Source organism: Bradyrhizobium sp. LMG 9283, from assembly GCF_045571415.1.
GTDB lineage: Bacteria > Pseudomonadota > Alphaproteobacteria > Rhizobiales > Xanthobacteraceae > Bradyrhizobium.
Genome location: NZ_CP120691.1, coordinates 8700753 through 8721793 on the forward strand (window position 1 = coordinate 8700753; position 21041 = coordinate 8721793).

The window sequence follows — 21041 nt, forward strand, 5'->3', positions numbered from 1 at the left end:
GGCTTCGCGCGATCTCATATCCCGGGCGCGGTGCAGCGCGAAGCGATGCGCCGCAGAACCGGGACCCATTCTGTCGGCGGTCTGGGCCCCGGCTCAGCAGCGCATCACTACGTGCTGCGCTGCGTCCGGGGCACGAGAGATCATCCCAACAACTCCTCACAGCCCAAGTCATCCACGGCCGCAAACACCCGCTCCAGATTGTTCCACCAGATCACCGTCGGCAGGTTGATGCTCCACTGCCAGACCGGCTTGGTGATGTGCCAGAGCACGGACCAGCGATAATCCTGGTCGAGCGCGCCGCGGGTGTAGCCGCGAACACCGTGCGCGATCAGGATCTCGTGGTAGTGGTTGAGCAGCGCCCGCTCGAGCGCCTGCCGGCGCTCCGAATACCATTGCGTGGCCATCATATAGGCGAGATCGTGGGTGGGCACGTTGATGCGCCACTGGTCGAAATCGAAGATGCGCACGGCGTCAGTAACGCCGGCGCGCGGCAGCAGGAAATTCCAGGTATGGGCATCACCATGCGCAATCGTCACATGGCGGTGCGAATGGTAACGCTGGAGCAGCTGCCCCGCCTTGTCAATGAAGCGCCGGTAGAGGATACGCCGCTCCTCGCTGAGGCGGTCGCCGAGCAGATCGGCGAAGCGGTCATAGTGACCGGCGAACGCCTCCACCTGCCCGGACGTGTCATCGGTGCTCATCCAGCTGCCGATTGCTTCGCCGAGCTCCGGATGTTCCCACCAGGAGGCGTGCCACCGCGCCAGCGCCGTGACAATGGCCATCGCCTGATCGCGCGAGGGCGGTAGCGGCCAATCGGCCGCGACTTCATGGCTGTCGGTGAGGTCCTCGAGCAGGAGATGCCAGCCACGGCTCTCCTCGTCGAAATGTCCGTCGAAGCAGCGCGGCACGATCTGCGGCGGCATACACGGCGCAAGGCGGGTGTAGAAAGCCACCTCGTGCCGGCCGGAATTGGCCAAAGACTTGGCGTAGGTCGGATGCGGCATCTTGAGGATGACGGACTGAGGTGCCCCGGCGGATTCCCCCACATAGCGCAGCCCAAGGCGGATGATCTGCGACACCATGGCCGGGAGCTGATGCAGCACCTTCACTTCGCGGACCGCGCCGGCGTCCAGCACGCCGCCCCTGCGCAGCGCGGCCGTCAGTCGGGCGGGCTCAACGACCGCCGGCAATTGTGGAGTTGTCATGAACCACGATGCCCCTGTCCCGCGCCATACTGCACGACCACACTCCCGGGCACCAGCGGCTGATTTGCCGCCGGGCTCAGGCTGCCGCGGTCGAGTCGCGCACGGTCCGCACGACAACCGACCGCAACTGTTCGAGATTGGCCGTCATCCCGGCGATCGCCTGCCTGACGTCCGCGGCGCGCTCGTTGACGGAGGCGGCATCGCGGCTGACATCGCCGATCTTGGCCGAGACCTCCTTCGCCGCAGAGGCCGATTCGGAAATCGACCGCGTGATCTCCCGCGTCGCGGCATCCTGCTCTTCCATCGCGGCGGCGACCGAGGTCGCCACGCCGTCGATCTCGACGATGTGGCCTCCCATCGTCTCGACGGCATCGACGGCGGCCTGCGTCGAGGTCTGGATCTCGGCAATGAGCCGCCCGATCTCCTCGGTGGATTTAGCGGTCTGATCGGACAGAGATTTCACTTCGGCAGCAACCACCGCGAAGCCGCGGCCGGCATCACCGGCGCGCGCCGCCTCAATCGTCGCGTTGAGCGCGAGGAGGTTGGTCTGGCCCGCGATGCCGCCGATGAGGTCGGAGACCTCCGCGATCTTCTTCACCGATCCGGCCAGCGCCTGAATGGTCGAGCGCGCCTGCTCGCGGCCGGCGACCGCCGATTTGGTGACGGTGCTGGTCCGCGCGACCTGGCTTGCGATCTCGCGGATCGAGGCGCTCAATTCTTCGGCCGCGGCCGAGACGGCCTGCGAGCTGCCGAGGGCCTGCGTCGAGGCCGCCGCGACCGCCTGCGACTGCGCAGAGAGCGACTTCGCGATCTCCGACAGGCCGGAGGCGGCTTGCTCAACGCCTTGCGTCGCCGCGGTCGCGGTATCGACCGAGCGGCCGGTCTCGCGCTCGACCGTCTCGGCCATCTGGTGCAGGGCGGAGCGCTTGGCAAACGCTGCCTCCTGCTCCTGCCGCAACTGTTCCTCGCGCAGACGGGAATTCTCGACCGCCGCCTGCTTGAACACCAGAAGCGCACCCGCCATCGAGCCGACCTCGTCCTGACGGTGCGCGAAGGGAATGTCGGCAGCGAGATCGCCGGTCGCGAGCTTCTGCATCGTGTCGGTCATGCGCACGATCGGCCGCACGACGCCGAGGGCAACACCGAGCAGGCCGGCGGCAATGAAAGCCAGGACGGCGGCGGAGACGCCGAGGAGAATATAGAGGATGGAGCTGTCGCGGTCCGCGGCCAGCTTCTCCATCGCGGCATTCTGCTTGTTGGCGCTCTCGACGATGCTATCGATGACGGAGCGATGCGCAGTGTAAGCGTCCTTGAGCTGCGCGTAGGCGCGCTCGGACGCAGCCGCGTCCTTGGCCTTGAGGGCCGGCAGGAGCTGTTCGGACGCCTTCCAGAATTTCTGCACCTCTGCATCGGACTTCGACACCAGCGCAGTCTTAAGGTCGGCCGAGAGGCTGGAGGAGACCCAGAACGCCTTGCGCTCGTCGTAATCCTTGCGGAGCTGGACCAGGCGTTCACCATGGGCCGCCAGTTGGTCCGGCTCGCGCATGGCCAGCGTCGCCTCGAGGTAGGCCTCAATGACATATTCCGGCGGCGGCAGGATGTCGGCGATGAGGTCGTTGCCGAGTTTGATGTCGGAATAGAGCGGGCCGCCAACCTTGAGCTCCTTTAGGGCGTAAAGGCTGGTGGAGACCACGGCCGTGAAACCGAGGGCCAGGACGATGCCGAATGCAATGATCGCCGAAGAAAGCGAAAGACGAATTTTCATGGAAACAATCCGGTGACGCAGGTCGAATACAACAGACCCTAAACGACTGCGGTAAACACCGGATTGCTGCGCGCGGAAATTGCGCGCCCACAAAATCCGGAGAACTACGGGTATGGCGAGACGACGGATTTGAGTCAGTGAGACTGACACGCAGCGCAAAGAAGGCCGTTTCGGCCTGACGCAAACGCAGTAAGCAGCTCAATTGCGCCGGACGAGGAGAGCGTGCCGGGTGCGGATATAGCCGGCACGCATTCTTTACATCTCGAAGAACACCGTCTCGTCCTCACCCTGGAGCCGCAGGTCGAGCCGGTAGACCGGCTTGCCGGCCTCACGCACCGCGGTCAGCGTCGCGCGGCGGTCGGCCGGAACCAGCGCCAGCACGGAATCGGCGGCGTTGCCGGCCTCATCGCTGAAATAGATGCGGGTGTAGAGATGCCGCAGCATGCCGCGGCCGAACACCGCAAGCAGGATGTGCGGCGCCTGCGGCTTGCCGTCGGGATCCGGCACGGAGCCCGGCTTGATGGTCTCGAAGGCGTAGTTGCCGTCCTTGTCGGTGCCGCAGCGGGCAAAGCCGCGGAAGCTCGCATTCGGCAGCGCACGCTTGTCCTGCGGGTCGGAGAAGCGGCCTTGCGCATCCGCCTGCCAGATCTCCAGCATGCAATCCGGCACGGCAACGCCGTCGCCGTCGAACACGCGGCCCTCGATGCGGATGCGGTCGCCTGTGACGTCGGGGGTCAGAGTCGAGTTGGTGAACGCGTCGTTCCAGGCGTACTCGCCGTTCGGCGTCAGGCCGTATTTGAAGAACGGACCGACCGTCTGCGATGGGGTGATCCCGTTGGGTTTCACAGACTGTTGCACTTAGTGGTTCTCCATGGGGGTGGCGTTCTTGCCGCGCAGCACGATGTCAAAGCGGTAGCACAGCGCCCATTCGGGTTTTGTGTTCTCAAGATCGAAAGACGAGACCATCCGCGCCCGCGCCTTCTCGTCCGGAACCGAATTGAAGATCGGGTCGAACGGGAACAAGGGATCGTTCGGGAAATACATCTGCGTCACGAGGCGCGTGACGAAGGAATAGCCGAACACCGAGAGATGGATATGCGCGGGCCGCCACGCATTGTGGTGATTGCCCCAGGGATAGGCGCCGGGCTTGATGGTGACGAAGCGGTAATAGCCGGCGGCATCGCTCACGGTGCGGCCCGCACCGGTGAAATTCGGATCGAGCGGCGCCGGATGCTGGTCGCGGACATGAACATAACGGCCGCAGGAATTGGCCTGCCAGATCTCGATCAACGAGTTCGGCACGCCGCGGCCGTCCTCATCTCGCACGTGGCCATGCACGATGATGCGCTCGCCGATCGGCTCGCCACTGTGTTGGGTGGTAAGATCGTCGTCGCCCTCGCGCACGGTCTCGTGGCCGTAGACCGGGCCGGTCAGCTCCGACAAGGTATGGCGCATCGGGATCAAGGGCTTGTTCGGCGCGCGCTTGATCGAGCTCTTGTAGTCGGGCGACAGCGGCAGCGGATGCGCCTTGTTGCTGTCCGTGGGATAGACGAATGTCATGGGCGAACTCCTCCCCGGCCATTTTAGGTCCAGCCGGTCAACACTTCCGCCAATCATTATAGGATATAACTAATTTGGGGAAGCGGGTTCGGCAGCCTTCCTGCGCCCGCCAGGCACGCTATTTGATCGGCGGACGTGGCAGCACAGCCTCGCCGGTCTCAAGCCGGTAGGTGTGGTCGAGCGAGTACCAGGGCGTCGCGACGTCACGCGCGGTCGGATGCGGCGTGTCGTGGCGCTGGAACTTGCCGATCAGCGCCTGCGTCACCCCGAATTGCACGTCGCTGTCGATATGGGGATCGGCGGGGTCGTAGACCTGCGAGATCAGTACCTTGAAGCCAGGCTTGAAGATCAGGGCGTGCAGATGCGCGGGTCGATAAGGGTGCCGGCCCTGCGCTTCGAGCAGGCGGCCGACCACGCCATCAGTCGGAATGGGATAGCCGACCATCATCACCGAGCGGAAGGCGAAGCGTCCATCCTGGTCGGTCGTGAACTTGCCGCGCAGGTTCATGTCGGCCTGATCGGGGTCCTGGTTCTCGTAGAGGCCGACCGGCGAGGCGTGCCAGACATCGACCTCGGCTCCGGCGACGGGACGGCCGTCCCTGTCGACGACGCGGCCATTGACGAACAGCGGCGCACCCGGCGTCTCCGAGCGAACGATCGAGCCGCCATTCGCGACCCGGGGCGAGTTCAGCCGCCAGAACGGTCCGAGCAGCGACTGATCGGTTTCGGTGTTGCCCTGATCGCCATTGTTGAGCAGGCACACCAGCGGGGAGACGCCGAGCGAGCCCGCCATCAGCACGACTTCGTTGTGCGTGTCGGTGGTCAGCTTGCCAAGCTCGGCCACGATCGCGGTGGCGTCGCGGAATTCCTTCTCAGTCAGGCGAACGTCGCGCACGAAGGCATGCAGATGCTTCACCAGGGAGACCATGATCTGGCGCAGCCGCGGATCGGATGTCCGCTCCATCACCGCCAAGGCTGCGGCCGTGACGTCCTGCTCGCGCTCGATGATCATGCTTGCCTCCCGATCGCCCGTCATTCCGGCGCAGCCCGAGAGGGCTGAACCCGGAATCTCGAGATCCCGGATGCCGCTCTAACGAGCGGCCTCGGGATGACGGGACGCGCAGCGTTCCGTCAATTCAGCTTCTCGATCGCAACGGCGACACCCTGTCCGACACCGACGCACATGGTGGCGAGCGCGAGCTTGCCGCCGCGCTTCTCCATGCCGTGCACGGCGGTGAGCGCGAGGCGCGCGCCGCTCATGCCAAGGGGATGGCCGAGCGCAATGGCGCCGCCATGCGGATTGACGAAATCGGCGTCGTCCTTGACGCCGAGCTGGCGCAGGCAGGCGATGCCCTGCGAGGCGAAGGCTTCGTTGAGCTCGATCAGATCGAAATCGCTGATCTTCTTGCCGAGGCGCTCCATCAGCTTGCGGGTCGCGGGCACCGGACCGATGCCCATGATGCGCGGCGGCACGCCGGCTGAGGCCAGGCCGAGGATGCGCGCCCGCGGCGTCAGGCCATGCTTCTTCACAGCAAGCTCCGAAGCCAGGATCATGGCGGCGGCGCCGTCATTGACGCCGGAGGCGTTGCCGGCGGTGACCGTTCCAGGATTGCGAACGATCGGCTTCAGCTTGGCGAGACCTTCCAGCGTGGTCTCGGGACGCGGATGTTCGTCCTTGTCGACGGTGATCGGGCCCGCCTTGCCACCCGGAATGGTGATTGGGGTGATTTCTTCCGCGAAATAACCCGCGGCGATCGCCGCGCCGGCGCGCTGCTGCGAGCGGATGGCGAAGGCGTCCTGGTCGGCGCGCGAGACCTGGAATTCCTCGGCGACGTTCTCGCCGGTCTCCGGCATCGCATCGACGCCATACTGCGCCTTCAAGAGCGGATTGATGAAGCGCCAGCCGATGGTGGTGTCGAAGATCTCGGCGGAGCGGGAGAAGGCTTCCTGCGCCTTGCCCATCACGAAGGGCGCGCGGGTCATGGATTCGACGCCGCCGACAATCGCAAGCTCGATCTCGCCGGAGCGGATGGCGCGGCCGGCGGCGCCGACCGCGTCGAGGCCGGAAGCGCACAGGCGATTGAGCGTCTGGCCGGGAACCGAGTCCGGCAGGCCTGCGAGCAGCAGCGCCATGCGCGCGACGTTGCGGTTGTCCTCGCCGGCCTGATTGGCGCAGCCGAAGAAGACTTCATCCACCTGCGCCCAATCGAGATTGGGATGCTTGGCCATCAGCGCCTTGATCGGGGCTGCGGCGAGATCGTCGGCGCGCACCTTGGCGAGCGAGCCGCCGAAGCGGCCGATCGGGGTTCGGACGGCATCGCAGATAAAGACATCACGCATCGTTGTTCTCCCTGACTGCCGCGGTCCGGCCAAATTCTTCAATGTCGGCGGAGTTTTAGGAGGGCGCCCGCGGCAGGTCAATTGACGGTTTCGCGTGCGATTTGCAGGGGCCTGCGGTCTGCAACGCATGCCGCGGTGCGGACAACGTGGAAAACCTCCCCTGCCCGGCCAAAGCAATAGGAGCGTGAGGCGAAATTTTGTAGGTTGCGCCGCCCATGACGATGCAACAGCCCATCTCCGCCCCAGAACCCGAGCCCACGCCAGCACCCCAGGCGGAAGCCGCCGCGCGCGTGACGCCGATGATGGAACAATATCTCGAGATCAAGGCGGCGCATCAGGGCCTGCTGCTGTTCTACCGGATGGGCGACTTTTACGAGCTGTTCTTCGACGACGCCGAGATCGCCTCCAGGACGCTTGGCATCGTCCTGACCAAGCGCGGCAAGCACCAGGGCGCTGACATCCCAATGTGTGGCGTCCCGGTGGAGCGCTCCGAGGATTATCTGCATCGTCTCATCAGCGCCGGCCACCGCGTCGCGGTGTGCGAGCAGACCGAGGATCCCGCCGCAGCGAAAGCGCGCGGCAACAAGAGCGTGGTGCGCCGCGGCGTGGTGCGGCTGGTCACGCCGGGCACGCTGACCGAGGACACGCTGCTGGATGCGCGCGCCAATAATTACCTGCTGGCGATCGCACGGGCCCGCTCCTCAGCCGGCGGCGACCGCTTCGGCCTCGCCTGGATCGACATCTCGACCGCCGAATTCATGGTGACCGAGATTTCAGGCGGAGAGCTCGCCGCGACGCTGGCGCGCATCAATCCGAACGAGGCGATCGTCACTGACGCGCTTTACAACGACAACGAGCTCGGGCCGACCCTGCGCGAGCTGCCGGCGGTGACGCCGCTGACCCGCGACGTTTTCGACGGCGCCACCGCCGAAAAGCGGCTGTGCGACTATTTTGCGGTCGCGACCATGGACGGGCTCTCCCAGCTCACGCGCTTGGAGGCCACCGCCGCAGCCGCCGCCGTCACCTATGTCGACCGCACCCAGGTCGGCAAGCATCCGCCGCTGTCGCCGCCCGCGCGCGAGGCCTCGGGCGCGACCATGGCGATCGATCCAGCGACGCGCGCCAATCTCGAACTGACGCGGACGCTGGCCGGCGAACGCCGCGGCTCGCTGCTCGACGCAATCGACTGCACGGTAACCTCGGCGGGCTCGCGCCTGCTCGCGCAGCGCCTGGCGGCACCTCTGACCGATGCGCCGGCAATCGCGCGCCGGCTCGACGCGGTCAGCGCCTTCGTTGCCGATTCCGCGGCGCGCGAAGACATCCGCAGCATTTTGCGTGGCGCGCCCGACATGTCGCGCGCTTTGGCCCGGCTCTCGGTCGGCCGGGGCGGGCCGCGCGATCTCGCCGGCATCCGCGACGGCATCTTGGCCGCCGACCAAGTGCTGACACGGCTCGCCGAACTGGATCAGCCGCCGCAGGAGGTCGCGGCGGTGATGGCGGCGCTGCGACGACCATCGCGCGCACTCGCAGCCGAACTCGCCCGCGCGCTCGACGAGCAGCTGCCGCTGATCAAACGCGACGGCGGCTTCGTCCGCCAGAGTTACGAGCCCGCGCTCGACGAAGCGCGAAACCTGCGCGATGCCTCGCGCCTCGTGGTCGCCTCGATGCAGGCGCGCTACGCCGACGACACCGGCGTGAAGGGTCTCAAGATCCGCCACAACAACGTGCTCGGCTATTTCGTCGAGGTCACCGCCCAGCACGGCGACAAGCTGATGTCGGCGCCGCTGAACGCCACCTTCATTCATCGCCAGACGCTGGCGGGGCAGGTGCGCTTCACCACCTCAGAACTCGGCGAGATCGAAGCCAAGATCGCCAATGCCGGCGACCGTGCGCTCAACCTCGAGCTCGAAATCTTCGAGAAGCTCTCCGCCAGGGCGCTCGAGATCAGCGACGATCTGCGCGCGGCGGCGCAGGGTTTCGCACTGCTGGACGTCGCAACGTCGCTGGCCAAGCTCGCCGTCGACGAGAATTATGTGCGACCTGAGGTGGACTCGTCGCTTGCCTTCGCGATCGAGGCCGGCCGCCATCCCGTGGTCGAGCAGGCGCTCAAGCGCAATGGCGAGCCGTTCATCGCCAATGCCTGCGACCTGTCGCCGGCGCCCGCACAAAAATCCGGCCAGCTCTGGCTGCTCACCGGTCCCAACATGGCGGGTAAATCGACCTTCCTGCGCCAGAACGCTCTGATCGCCTTGATGGCGCAGATCGGCAGCTTCGTGCCGGCGACGCGCGCGCGGATCGGTATCGTCGACCGCCTGTTCTCGCGCGTCGGCGCCGCCGACGATCTCGCCCGCGGCCGCTCCACGTTTATGGTGGAGATGGTCGAGACCGCGGCGATCCTGAACCAGGCCGGCGAACGCTCGCTCGTCATCCTCGACGAGATCGGGCGCGGCACCGCGACCTTCGACGGCCTCTCGATCGCCTGGGCCGCGATCGAGCATCTGCACGAGAGCAACCGCTGCCGCACGCTGTTCGCGACGCATTACCACGAGCTGACCGCGCTCTCAGCCAAGCTGCCGCGCATGTTCAATGCGACGGTGCGCGTGAAGGAGTGGCAGGGCAATGTGGTGTTCCTGCACGAGGTGCTGCCGGGCTCGGCCGACCGCTCTTACGGCATCCAGGTGGCGAAGCTCGCCGGCCTGCCGCCGGCGGTGATCGCGCGCGCGAAGTCCGTGCTCTCCAAGCTGGAGGCGCAGGACCGCGGCCAGACCGCGCGAGCCTTGGTGGACGATCTGCCGCTGTTCGCCGTCCCCTCGCGCGCCGCCACCGAGGCCGCGCCGCCGAGTGAGGCCGAACTGCTGATGGAAGCCGTGAAGGCGCTGCACCCGGACGAGATGTCGCCGCGCGAGGCACTCGATGCGCTCTATGCGCTGAAGGCCAAGCTGCCGAAGCAGTGACGGTGCCGTAGGGTGGACAAAGCGACTTGTCCGCCGTAGCTCGAAGAGCGAAGGCGGAAGCGTGCCCACCGTGCAACGACAAATTCGCGGATAGATGGTGGGCACGGCGCGCGAAGCGCGCGCCTTTGCCTACCCTACGAAACTGTAGCCAGCCGCTTCCTTCGCCCATTCCACCACAGCGTCAGATTCCACACGATGCAGGTGGCAAGCCCCATGCTGAGGCCGATCGCGGAGCCGAACCTGGCTGCGCCGACATGCAGCACCGCAACCGCCATGCCGAAGCCGAGCAGGCCCCAGGCGGAGTTGGCGAGCACGGCGGCGGTCGGTGGACCGCCGATCCGCGGATGCAGGATCAGCATGATGCTGGAGAACACCACCGGATACAGCGCAATGATGCCGCTGATGCGGGGGCCGACCCAGCCCGAGGTCGAGACGACGATGGCGACGAGGGTCGCGACCAGCGCAGCGCGCATCGGCACATCGTACCAGCGGCGCGTCACCAGTGGCATCTTCACGTGGCGATAGCGCGCGAGCAGCGGAATGCAGATGCCGAACGCGATCAGATTGGCGGCGAGCCCCGCAGTGAGCGGCCAGTCGAACAGGCGAATGATCGAGGCCAGCACGATCCATACAGCGACCGCGCTTCCAACACTCACGGCAAAGCTGTTCCGCTGCGCCAGCACGACATAGGTGAGCCCCATGAAGATCGTCGCTGCGTTGACCGGCAGGCTAGACAGCGCACCCTGCGCGATGAAGGCGGCGTCATGGTCGAGTGCAAGGAAGACGTAGGACGGACCGGCCGAGACCGGCAGGGTCGCGATCAGCGCGCCGATCACCGGCCCCGAGCGCTCCGTGATGATCGACGCCGTCACGACGAACGCCGCGGCGATTGCCATGCGCAGGAGAAGAAAGACGATGAGGTGCAGGTCGAGGGACATCTCGCGCGGGATGATTTTTGTTGAAGCGAATTATCCGCGGGGTCGTTCACCTCTCCCGGAGGGAGAGGTCGATTTGCGCAGCAAATCGGGTGAGGGCTTCAGGTCCCACGAGAGAATGCAGCCCCTCACCCGCGCCTTCGGCGCCACCTGTGGGAGAGGTGGGCAGCTAAATCCGCTGCATTGACACCAAGACCTTCGGGCCGTTCTTGATGGTCTGATAGACCACGCAATAGCGCTCGGCGAGTTTCAGCAGCAAATCGAGCTTGTCCTGCGGCGCGTCGGTATCGACCTCGAAGCGCAGGCGGATCTCGGCAAAGCCGACCGGCGTCTCCTTGTCGACGCCGAGCGTGCCGCGGAAATCGAGGTCGCCCTCGGCATAGACGTTACCGGTCTTCAAGGGCACCTCGATCGCGGTCGCGACCGACTTCAGCGTGACGCCGGCGCAGGCGACCAGCGCCTCCAGCAGCATGTCGCCCGAGCAGAGTTCTAGGCCGGAGCCGCCGGTGGCGGGGTGCAGGCCAGCCATGGCGATGGCGCGGCCGGTCTCGACCTTGCAGGCGATGCCTTCGCTATCGGTGGAGCCCTTGGCCTTCAGCGTGATCAGCGCGGCCTTGGGATCGGTCTTGTAGCGCTCCTTGATCGGGGCTTGCATCTGGCGCAGTTGGGCAGCGTCCATTTTGTTCTCTCCCGGGACATCATGCCTGCCGATGTACCGGCTCGGGGCGAGATTGTCACCACCACATGGCCTGGCCGGGACCCTGGGTTGCGTCACGGTCGGGCACCGTGCGGTCGAGCGAACGGTCGAGTGACGTCAGCACACTGCGCTTGAAATTCCCGAACAGGGGCGAATTGCGGTCGCGCGGCCGGCCGAGATTGATCTCGATCTGATCGAACAGCCGTCCCGGCCGCGGCCGCATCACCAGCACACGGTCAGCCAGCACCACGGCCTCGTCGACGTCATGGGTGACGAGGATGAGCGTCGGCCGCGTGTCGGCCCAGAGGTCGAGCAAATGATCCTGGAGATCCCTGCGGGTGAAAGCATCGAGTGCGGAGAACGGCTCGTCGAGCAGCAGCACCTCCGGCTGCGGCACCAGCGCGCGTGCGATCGCAACCCGCTGCGCCTGGCCGCCGGAGAGCTCGCGCGGCCAGGCCTGCGCCTTGTCAGCCAGCCCGACGCGCGCGAGCGCGCGCGCCACCTTCTCGCGCCGCTCGGTCGCGGGCAGGTCGGCGAGGCCAAAGCCGATATTGTCGGCGACGCTGAGCCAGGGCAGCAGCCGCGGCTCCTGGAAGATGATGCCGATCTTGGCATGCGGCGAGCTGATCGCCTCAGCGTCGAGCGTCACCGTGCCCGAGCTGGCATGATCGAGGCCGGCGATGGCGCGCAGCAATGTTGATTTGCCGCAGCCGGAGCCGCCGATGACGGCGATGATCTCGCCCTGCCTGATCTGGGCCGAGAAGCGCGCCAGTGCCTCGACGCCGTTGGGATAGGTCTTGCTGACCCGGTCGAGCGCCAGCATGGCCTCAAGCTCCCTTCGCGCGACCGAAGGCGTCCTGCCAGCGCAGGAACGGTGCGGCCGCAATCTCGATCAGCCAATCCGTGAGCTTGCCGAGGATGGCGAAGATCACGATGGCGGCCAGGATCTGCGCTGGCTTGCCGAGCTGCTGGCCGTCGAGCAGGAGATAGCCGAGGCCTTCGGAGGCGCCGATCAATTCGGCTGCGACCACGAACATCCAGCCCAAGCCAAGACCGACGCGCAGCGACACGACATAGGCCGGCAGCACCGCGGGCAACAGGATGCGGCGGATCATGGCGAACCCGGAGAGGCGAAAGACGCGTCCGACCTCGACGATCTTGCGATCGACCGAGAGGATCGCGCCCATCACGCCGAGATAGACCGGGAAGAACACACCGACTGCGATCAGCGCGACCTTCGAGGTCTCGAAGATGCCGAGCCAGAGGATGAACAGCGGCACCCAGGCGAGCGAGGGGATCGCGCGCAAGGCCTGCACGGTCGGATCGAGCAGCCGGCGCGCCAGCGACCAATAGCCGGAGATTGCTCCCAACAGCGTGCCCGCAACCACGCCGAAGGCGAAGCCGAGCGAGACGCGCCCCAGCGTCGCTGTGATGTGGCGGATCAGCTCGCCGGAATGGGCAAGGTCAGTGATCGTGGTGAAGATGCGCGACGGCGGCGGCACCAGGCGCCCGTTGGACCAGCCGAGCCACACCACGAGCTCCCAACCCAGCGCGAGCGTCAGCGGCAGCAGCAGTCCCAGCACCGGCCGCGCATAGCGCGACAGTCGCGAGGGCGCGGCGGTGCTCTCGGCTAGTTCCGAAGTTTGTTGCAGGACTGGCGCGTCGGAGATCATGGCCGGTAGGAAGCGCGTCTGGTGCGCGATTGCAAGGGCGCCTCGTACCCTCCCCTGGAGGGTAAGAAGATCAATTCGTCGGCAGCGGGACCTGGTCGTCAATCAGGGCGTCCAGCGTCGCCTTCACGTCGATCTTGGCATCGACGACACCGGCCTGTTGCAGGGCAAGGCCGGCGGCTAGAATCGATTCGCGTTGCGGCGCGCCAATGCGGCTGTGGGTGAGCTCGGTGCGCTCCTTGAGCTGCTTGTCGACGACAGCCTCGGGCAGTTTCGTGACCGCGATGAAGGTCTTCTTCAGCTCGTCGTAATTCGCCAGCGAGTATTTGCGCGCCTCCTCGTAAACCGCGAGGACGCGGCGAGCAATGTCGGGATAGTCCTTCAAGAACTGCTCGCGCACATTGAGGATGCCCCAGGTGTTCGCGTCGGCCTTGCGATAGAACAGTTTTGCGCCTTCCTCGACCTCGGCTTGCGCCATCATGGGATCGAGCCCGGCCCAGGCGTCAACGTCGCCACGGATCAGCGCGGTCTTGCCGTCGGCATGCTGGAGCAGCACCGGGGTGATGTCTTTTTCGGTCAGGCCGGCACCAAGCAGCGCGCGCACCAGGAAGATGTGCGGATCGGTGCCGCGCGTCACCGCGACGCGCTTGCCCTTCAGGTCAGCCACACCAGCGATCTTGGAGTCCTTGCCCGTCACCAGCGCGGTCCATTCAGGGCGCGAATAGACATAGATCGACTTAATCGGGTTGCCGTTGATGCGGGCGACCAGCGCCGCCGAGCCCGCGGTCGAGCCGAAGTCGATCGAGCTGGCGTTGAGGAATTCGAGCGCCTTGTTGGAGCCGGCCGACTGCACCCAGGTGACCGTGATACCGTCCTTGGCGAACTCTTTCTCCAGGAGGCCCTTCTGCTTCAGGACCAGCGACACCGGATTGTAGGTCGCCCAATCGATGCGGATTTCCTTGAGCGGGTCCGCCGCCTTGGCCGCGGGGGTCAATGCGAGCGCCACAGCTCCCGCCAGAAGAATACGTCGTGCAATCCCAGCCATGCTCAGCCTCCTGAAAAACTCCATTGTTTTTCAATGAGTTATACCTAGAGGTCAACGAGAAAATCCGCCCCTTGCAAGCGCGCGGCCCGAGAACAGATTTGCGCAAACCCGCCGCTTTCCAGCATGGAACGCCTATTGCCAGAGAATGGCGGATGACAGCGCCCCTCGCCTCTTATATCCGGTGAGACATGGACAGCGTCGCGATTGAAAAGAAGCCAGAGACGGATGACCGCTTCGACACCGCGCGGATCACCGCCGCGGTCGATGCGCTCGCCGAAAAGCATGAGGGCCGCGAGGACGCGTTCCGCACGGCGATGGCGCAATTGCTCAAGGCCGAGCTGATCGCGGCGCGCGCCGCGGCCCAGGCGATCCTCCTGAAGGACCGTCACGGTCGCCGCTGCGCCGAACGGCTGTGCCACGTGCAGGACGAGATCATCCGCATCCTGTATTCGGCCGCGACGCGCCATCTCTACCGCTCGCCGATCCCGAGCGGCGCCGAGCGCATGGCGGTGGTGGCGACCGGCGGCTATGGCCGCGGCCTGATGGCGCCGGAATCGGACATCGATCTCCTGTTCATCCTGCCCTACAAGCAGACCGCCTGGGGCGAGCAGGTCGCCGAAGCCATTCTCTACTGCCTCTGGGACATGGGGCTGAAGGTCGGTCACGCCACCCGCTCGGTCGACGAATCGATCCGGCAGGCGCGCGGCGACATGACGATCCGCACTGCGATCCTGGAGACGCGCTTTCTCACCGGCGACAAGCCGCTCTACGGTGAGCTAGTCGAGCGCTTCGACAAGGAAGTGGTGCAGGGCACCGCATCGGAATTCGTCACCGCAAAGCTCGCCGAGCGCGAGGAGCGGCACCGCCGCGGCGGCCAGTCGCGCTATCTGGTCGAGCCCAACGTCAAGGACGGCAAGGGGGCCTTGCGCGACCTGCACACGCTGTTCTGGATCGCCAAATACGTCTATCGCGTGCGCGATACCCACGAGCTGGTCGGGCGCGGCGTGTTCGACGCGCAGGAATATCGCAGCTTCCGCCGCTGCGCCGATTTCCTCTGGTCGGTACGCTGCAATCTGCATTTCTATTGCAACCGCGCCGAAGAGCGCCTCTCCTTCGACCTCCAGCGCGAGATCGCGGTGCGGCTCGGCTACACCTCGCATCCCGGCATGCAGGACGTCGAACGCTTCATGAAGCACTACTTCCTGGTCGCCAAGGAAGTCGGCAATCTCACCGCCATCCTGTGCGCCAAGCTCGAGGACCAGCAGGCCAAGCCCGCGCCGGTGCTGAGCCGGATGATGGCGCGGTTGCGGCCGACTGCGGTGAAGCGGCGTGTCCCTGACAGCGACGATTTCATCGTCGACAACAACCGCATCAACGTCGCCGCGCCCGACGTCTTCAAGCACGACCCGGTCAATCTGATCCGCATCTTCCGCCTCGCGCAGAAGAATAACCTCGCCTTCCACCCGGATGCGATGCGCGACGTGACGCGCTCGCTCGGCCTGATCAACGCGGGCTTGCGCGAAAATTCCGAGGCCAACCGGCTATTCATGGAGATCCTGACCTCCGACAATGCGGAGATCGTGCTGCGGCGGATGAACGAGACCGGCGTGCTCGGTCATTTCATCCGCGCCTTCGGCAAGATCGTCTCGATGATGCAGTTCAACATGTATCATCACTATACCGTCGACGAGCACCTGATCCGCTGCATCGGCTTCCTGCAAGACATCGAGCGCGGCGGCATCGAGGAGTTCGCGCTCGCCAGCGACCTCATGCGCAAGACCCGGCCCGAGCATCGGCCCGTGATCTACATCGCAACGCTGCTGCACGACGTCGCCAAAGGCCGGCCGGAGGATCACTCCATCGCAGGCGCCAAGGTTGCGCGGCGGCTCTGCCCGCGGCTCGGCTTCAGCCAAGCCGATACTGAGCTCGTGGCATGGCTGATCGAAGAGCATCTGACGATGTCCACGGTCGCGCAGTCGCGCGACCTCTCCGACCGCAAGACGATCGAGAATTTCGCCGCCGTGGTGCAGTCGGTCGAGCAGATGAAGCTGCTGACCATCCTGACCACCGCCGACATCCGCGGCGTCGGTCCCGGGGTGTGGAACGGCTGGAAGGCGCAGCTGCTGCGCTCGCTCTATTATGAAACCGAGCCGGTGCTCACCGGCGGCTTCTCGGAGGTCGATCGCGGAAAGCGCCTCGCCGCCGCCTACGCCGAATTCCGCATGGCCTTCGCCGAATGGCCGGCCGACGAGCTCGATGCCTATATCGGCCGGCACTATCCGGCCTACTGGCTCAAGGTCGAGCTGCCGCGCAAGATCCGCCACGCCCGCTTCGTCCGCTCCAGCGAGCAGGCCGGCCACAAACTGGCGATCAATGTCGGCTTCGACGAGGTGCGCGGCGTCACCGAGCTCACGATCTTCGCGGCCGACCATCCCTGGCTGCTGTCGATCATCGCGGGCGCCTGCGCTTCGGCCGGCGCCAACATCGTGGACGCCCAGATCTACACCACGACCGACGGCCGCGCGCTCGACACGATCTCGATTTCCAGGGAATACGACCGCGACGAGGACGAGGGACGGCGCGCCACGCGTATCGGCGAGATGATCGAGGACGTGCTCGAAGGCAAGCTGCGCCTGCCCGAAGCCGTGGCGCGGCGCACCGTGCGCAGCAAGGCGAAGCCCTTCGTGATCGAGCCGGAAGTGACCATCAACAACCAATGGTCCGACCGCTACACCGTGATCGAGGTCTCCGGCCTCGACCGGCCCGGCCTGCTCTACGAGCTGACCACCGCGATCTCCAAGCTCAATCTCAACATCGCCTCAGCGCATGTCGCGACCTTCGGCGAGCGCGCCCGCGACGTGTTCTACGTCACGGACCTGCTCGGCGCGCAGATCAACGCGCCGACGCGGCAGGCCGCGATCAAGAGCGCGCTGACCCATGTGATGGCCGGCGACAAGGCGGTGCAGCCGGCGGCGTGAGCGGAGAGACCTACACCTCCACACCCTCATGCCGCAGCAGCCAGCGCTTGCGCTCCAGCCCGCCGCCGTACTTCACCAGCGAGCCATCTGCACCGATCAGGCGATGGCAGGGCAGCACCACGCTGATCGGGTTGGAGCCGTTGGCATGGCCGACGGCACGAATCGCTTTGGGCGTGCCGATCTTTGCGGCGAGTGCACCGTAGCTCAGCGTTGCACCAGCGGGGATTTGCGCGAGCGCGGTCCAGACCTTTTGCTGGAACGGCGTGCCGGCGGTGCGCCACGCGATGTTCGAGAGCTGACCGAGTTCGCCTTCGAAATATCCAGACAACGCCGTCCGCATACCCGCGGGCGCAGCGTGTTCACTCAGATCCACCGCGCCGTAATGCAGGCGCAACAGCCCGCGCATGCGGTGCTCGTAATCCTCCCAGTCGAGCGCGCGCAAGACACCATCAGAATCGGTGACGAGCAGCGCGATCCCGATTGGCGTCGTCAAGCGGTCGAGACCGAAGCTTGCAGATGGTTTGGTTGATCGACCGGCCATTGCGACACCATGCATCGAAACACTTCCATCGCACTTGCCATGGCGGCCGTGCTAACGTCCACCCGAAAGCTGATGCTTTGGGGGAGCTCACCTTGATCCTGATCGCCAATGCCCTGGTGGCGCTGGTCGCGGCGCTGCACGTCTTCTTCCTGGTCCTGGAGATGTTCCTCTGGGACAAGCCGCTGGGACTGAAAGTGTTTCGCAACACGCCTGACAAGGCCGCGATCACGAAGGTGCTGGCTGCCAACCAGGGCCTCTATAACGGCTTCCTCGCTGCCGGCCTGGTCTGGGGTCTGCTCCATGGTAACCCGGCCTTCGCGTTCCAGATCAAGGTGTTCTTCCTGCTCTGCGTGATCGTGGCCGGCGCCTATGGCGCGGCGACCGTCAGCACGCGGATTCTGATCGTGCAGGCGCTGCCGGCGGCGCTCGCGGTGGCGGCATTGTTCCTGACCTAGGACGCTGGCCTGAGACGCTACGGCGCAGCGCCGCGATCCTTGCGCGGCGACTGCCCTTCCTCCACAATCTGAGGCAGCGATGGCGACCGTTGCAACAACGGAAAAAGACCATCGGTCGAAAATTCCGTCAGGAGGAACAACCCAAGATGACCAATCGCAGAGCCTTCATTGGTGCCACGGCAGCGCTCGCCTTCGCATTCTCCGCCAGCCAAGCCCTTGCCCAGAAGAAATACGACACCGGCGCAAGCGACACCGAGATCAAGATCGGCCAGACCGTGCCGTTCTCCGGGCCCTATTCCGTCTATGCCAATATCGGCAAGACCCAGGCCGCTTACTTCAAGATGATCAATGATCAGGGCGGCATCAACGGCCGCAAGATCAACCTCATCCAGTATGACGACGCCTATTCGCCGCCGAAGACGGTGGAGCAGGTGCGCAAGCTGGTCGAAGGCGATGAGGTGCTGTTCACGTTCCAGCTGATCGGCACTGCGGCGAACGCGGCCGTGCAGAAATATCTCAACGGCAAAAAGGTGCCGCAGCTTCTGGCTTCCACCGGCGCGGCGCGCTTCAACGATCCGCAGAACTATCCCTGGACCATCGCTTATAATCCGAACTACGTGTCCGAGGGGCGTATCTACGCCAAATACATTCTCAAGGAGCATCCCAACGCCAAGATCGGCGTGCTCTACCAGAACGATGACATGGGCCGCGACTATCTCGCGGGCCTCAAGAGCGGTCTTGGCGACAAGGCTGCCAGCATGATCGTCGGCGAAGTCTCCTACGAGGTCACCGATCCGACGGTGGATTCGCAGGTCGTGAAGCTGAAATCGATGGGCGTCGACGTGTTCTTCGATGCCTCGACGCCGAAGTTTGCGGCACAGGCGATCAAGAAGCTCGCCGACCTCGGCTGGACGCCGGTGCACATACTCGACATCAATGCGAGCCCGATCTCGGCCACGCTGAAGCCGGCCGGGCTCGACATCTCCAAGGGCATCATCTCGACCCAATATGGCAAGGAGCCCAGCGATCCCCAGTGGAAGGACGATCCCGGCGTGAAGGCCTTCTTCGCCTTCATGGACAAGTATTTCCCTGAGGGCGACAAGCTCAACACGGTCAATACCTACGCCTATTCGGTGGCGGAGCTGCTGGTGCAGGTGCTCAAGCAATGCGGCGACAACCTGACGCGTGAGAACGTCATGAGGCAGGTCGCCAACATCAAGGACTTCACGCCGAGCTTTGCGCTGCCCGGCATCAAGATCAACACCGGGCCGAACGACTTCCGCGTCAACAAGCAGATGCAGATGATGAGGTTCAACGGCGAACGCTGGGAGCTGTTCGGGCCGATCATCGAGGACACGGGCCCGTCGGGTTAGGCCCGCTCTCGTAGGGTGGCAAAGGCGCACCAGCGCCGTGCCCACCACGTCTCGGTTGCCATGAAATGATGGTGGGCACGCCTCCGCCTTCGCTCTTCGAGCTACGGCAGACGCTTTGCCCACCCTACAAGGCCAATCGATCGAGCCTGCGAACGCCGACCTTGCGTCGCAGCAACGCCTCCGCCACACTCGCGCTCAGCGATGGCATCGGACGCGCAGTGCGCCCGCCAGACCATCTGCAATAACAAACCGAGGAAATTGCGAATGAGGAATGCCATGCTGCATCTGGCCACGGTAACGGCGCTGACCCTGGCGCTGTCGGTCTCCGCGGCCAATGCCCAGAAAAAATATGATCCGGGCGCCAGCGACACCGAGATCAAGGTCGGCCAGACCGTGCCGTTCTCGGGACCGGCATCGGCCTATGCGACGATCGGCAAGACGCAGGCCGCCTATTTCAAGATGATCAACGACCAGGGCGGCATCAACGGCCGCAAGATCAACCTGATCCAATATGACGACGCCTATTCGCCGCCGAAAGCGGTGGAGCAGGTCCGCAAGCTGGTCGAGAGCGACGAGGTGCTCTTGACCTTCCAGATCATCGGCACGCCCTCAAACGCCGCCGTGCAGAAATATCTCAACGCCAAGAAGGTCCCGCAGCTGTTCGCGGCCACCGGCGCGTCGAAGTTCACCGACCCGAAGAACTTCCCGTGGACCATGGGTTACAACCCGAACTATTTCGTCGAGGGCCGCATCTACGGCCAGTACATTCTGAAAGAGCACCCAAACGCCAAGATCGGCGTGCTCTATCAGAATGACGACCTCGGCAAGGACTATCTGAACGGCCTTAAGGCCGGCCTCGGCGACAAGGCCGCCAAGATGGTCGTGACCGAAGCGTCCTACGAAGTTTCCGATCCGACCGTCGATTCGCAGATCCTCAAGATCAAGGATGCCGGCGCCGACCTGTTCTTCAGCGCGACCACGCCGAAGCAAGCGGCGCAGGCGATCAAGAAGATCGCCGAGCTCGGCTGGCATCCGGTGCAGATCGTCGACATCAACGCCACCTCGGTCGGTGCGGTGATGAAGCCGGCGGGGCTCGATGCCGCCAAGGGCGTGATCAGCGTCAACTACGGCAAGGACCCGCTCGATCCGACCTGGAAGAATGATCCCGGCATGAAGAAATATTTCGACTTCATGGCGAAGTACTATCCGGACGGAGACAAGGATTCGAACTTCAACGTCTATGGTTACGGCACCGCCCAGCTGCTCGCCCATGTGCTGCAGCAGTGCGGTGACAACCTGACGCGCGAGAACGTCATGAAGCAGGCCGCCTCGCTGAAGGACGTGGCCGGCGATACCGCCCTGCCCGGCATCAAGGCCAACACCTCGCCGACCGACTACCGCGTCAACAAGCAGCTTCAGATGATGAGGTTCAACGGCGAGCGCTGGGAGCTGTTCGGCCCGATCCTGGAGGATGCGGGCCCGGCGGGTTAGAAGTGAGGACCGCTTCGTAGGGCGGGCAAAGG

17 protein-coding genes are annotated in these 21041 nt (G+C 65.1%); 5 read left to right on the plus strand and 12 right to left on the minus strand.

Annotation, left to right across the window (positions count from 1 at the left end; all coding sequences use genetic code 11):
• Nucleotides 1-140: 140 nt before the first annotated feature.
• The 6 genes from P6U29_RS40535 to pcaF form a co-directional block, all read right to left on the minus strand.
• A complete protein-coding gene (locus P6U29_RS40535) occupies nt 141-1205 on the minus strand; it encodes a phosphotransferase (RefSeq protein ID WP_407115678.1) in 1065 nt (354 codons plus the stop codon).
• A gap of 76 nt (nt 1206-1281) precedes the next feature.
• Complete coding sequence (locus tag P6U29_RS40540; protein WP_407115679.1) at nt 1282-2970, minus strand: methyl-accepting chemotaxis protein; 1689 nt, start codon at nt 2968-2970, stop codon at nt 1282-1284.
• Nucleotides 2971-3225: 255 nt separating this feature from the next.
• Nucleotides 3226-3828, minus strand: coding sequence for a protocatechuate 3,4-dioxygenase subunit alpha (pcaG, locus tag P6U29_RS40545; protein ID WP_407115680.1), 603 nt, complete (start codon nt 3826-3828; stop codon nt 3226-3228).
• Nucleotides 3829-4530 (minus strand): protocatechuate 3,4-dioxygenase subunit beta, encoded by a 702-nt coding sequence (gene pcaH / locus P6U29_RS40550; protein WP_407115681.1) that lies wholly within the window; start codon nt 4528-4530, stop codon nt 3829-3831.
• A gap of 118 nt (nt 4531-4648) precedes the next feature.
• Nucleotides 4649-5542: a dioxygenase gene (locus P6U29_RS40555; RefSeq protein ID WP_407115682.1), complete on the minus strand. Its 894-nt coding sequence runs from the start codon at nt 5540-5542 to the stop codon at nt 4649-4651.
• 119 nt (nt 5543-5661) lie between these two features.
• On the minus strand, nt 5662-6870 hold the full coding sequence (pcaF, locus tag P6U29_RS40560; RefSeq protein WP_407115683.1) for a 3-oxoadipyl-CoA thiolase: 1209 nt from the start codon (nt 6868-6870) through the stop codon (nt 5662-5664).
• 215 nt (nt 6871-7085) lie between these two features.
• On the opposite strand from pcaF, the gene mutS reads away from it, so the two are divergent.
• A complete protein-coding gene (mutS, locus tag P6U29_RS40565; protein WP_407115684.1) occupies nt 7086-9824 on the plus strand; it encodes a DNA mismatch repair protein MutS in 2739 nt (912 codons plus the stop codon).
• A gap of 134 nt (nt 9825-9958) precedes the next feature.
• Here the strand turns inward: mutS and P6U29_RS40570 are convergent, their stop codons facing one another.
• The 5 genes from P6U29_RS40570 to P6U29_RS40590 all read right to left on the minus strand — a co-directional run bounded on the left by P6U29_RS40570 (nt 9959) and on the right by P6U29_RS40590 (nt 14171).
• Entirely contained in the window at nt 9959-10762 is an 804-nt protein-coding gene (locus tag P6U29_RS40570) for a hypothetical protein (protein ID WP_407115685.1), read from the minus strand.
• 166 nt (nt 10763-10928) lie between these two features.
• The gene (locus P6U29_RS40575; RefSeq protein WP_407115686.1) at nt 10929-11438 is read right to left on the minus strand and encodes an OsmC family protein; all 510 of its coding nucleotides are present in this window, start codon (nt 11436-11438) and stop codon (nt 10929-10931) included.
• Nucleotides 11439-11493: 55 nt separating this feature from the next.
• Entirely contained in the window at nt 11494-12279 is a 786-nt protein-coding gene (locus tag P6U29_RS40580) for an ABC transporter ATP-binding protein (protein WP_407115687.1), read from the minus strand.
• A gap of 4 nt (nt 12280-12283) precedes the next feature.
• Nucleotides 12284-13129, minus strand: coding sequence for an ABC transporter permease (locus P6U29_RS40585; protein ID WP_407115688.1), 846 nt, complete (start codon nt 13127-13129; stop codon nt 12284-12286).
• Between the two features lie 70 nt (nt 13130-13199).
• Nucleotides 13200-14171: an aliphatic sulfonate ABC transporter substrate-binding protein gene (locus P6U29_RS40590; RefSeq protein WP_407115689.1), complete on the minus strand. Its 972-nt coding sequence runs from the start codon at nt 14169-14171 to the stop codon at nt 13200-13202.
• 188 nt (nt 14172-14359) lie between these two features.
• Here P6U29_RS40590 and P6U29_RS40595 point away from each other — a divergent pair, with 188 nt between their 5' ends.
• A complete protein-coding gene (locus P6U29_RS40595; protein ID WP_407115690.1) occupies nt 14360-17149 on the plus strand; it encodes a [protein-PII] uridylyltransferase in 2790 nt (929 codons plus the stop codon).
• A 10-nt stretch (nt 17150-17159) separates the two neighbouring features.
• Here P6U29_RS40595 and P6U29_RS40600 read toward each other — a convergent pair whose 3' ends face one another.
• Nucleotides 17160-17690: a methylated-DNA--[protein]-cysteine S-methyltransferase gene (locus P6U29_RS40600; RefSeq protein ID WP_407115691.1), complete on the minus strand. Its 531-nt coding sequence runs from the start codon at nt 17688-17690 to the stop codon at nt 17160-17162.
• Between the two features lie 98 nt (nt 17691-17788).
• Between P6U29_RS40600 and P6U29_RS40605 the strand changes: the two genes are divergently transcribed.
• From P6U29_RS40605 to P6U29_RS40615, 3 genes are all read left to right on the plus strand, one after another.
• Complete coding sequence (locus P6U29_RS40605) at nt 17789-18145, plus strand: DUF1304 domain-containing protein (RefSeq protein WP_407119564.1); 357 nt, start codon at nt 17789-17791, stop codon at nt 18143-18145.
• Nucleotides 18146-18291: 146 nt separating this feature from the next.
• On the plus strand, nt 18292-19518 hold the full coding sequence (locus P6U29_RS40610; RefSeq protein ID WP_407115692.1) for an ABC transporter substrate-binding protein: 1227 nt from the start codon (nt 18292-18294) through the stop codon (nt 19516-19518).
• A gap of 264 nt (nt 19519-19782) precedes the next feature.
• Entirely contained in the window at nt 19783-21009 is a 1227-nt protein-coding gene (locus tag P6U29_RS40615) for an ABC transporter substrate-binding protein (protein ID WP_407115693.1), read from the plus strand.
• The last annotated feature ends 32 nt before the right edge of the window (nt 21010-21041 follow it).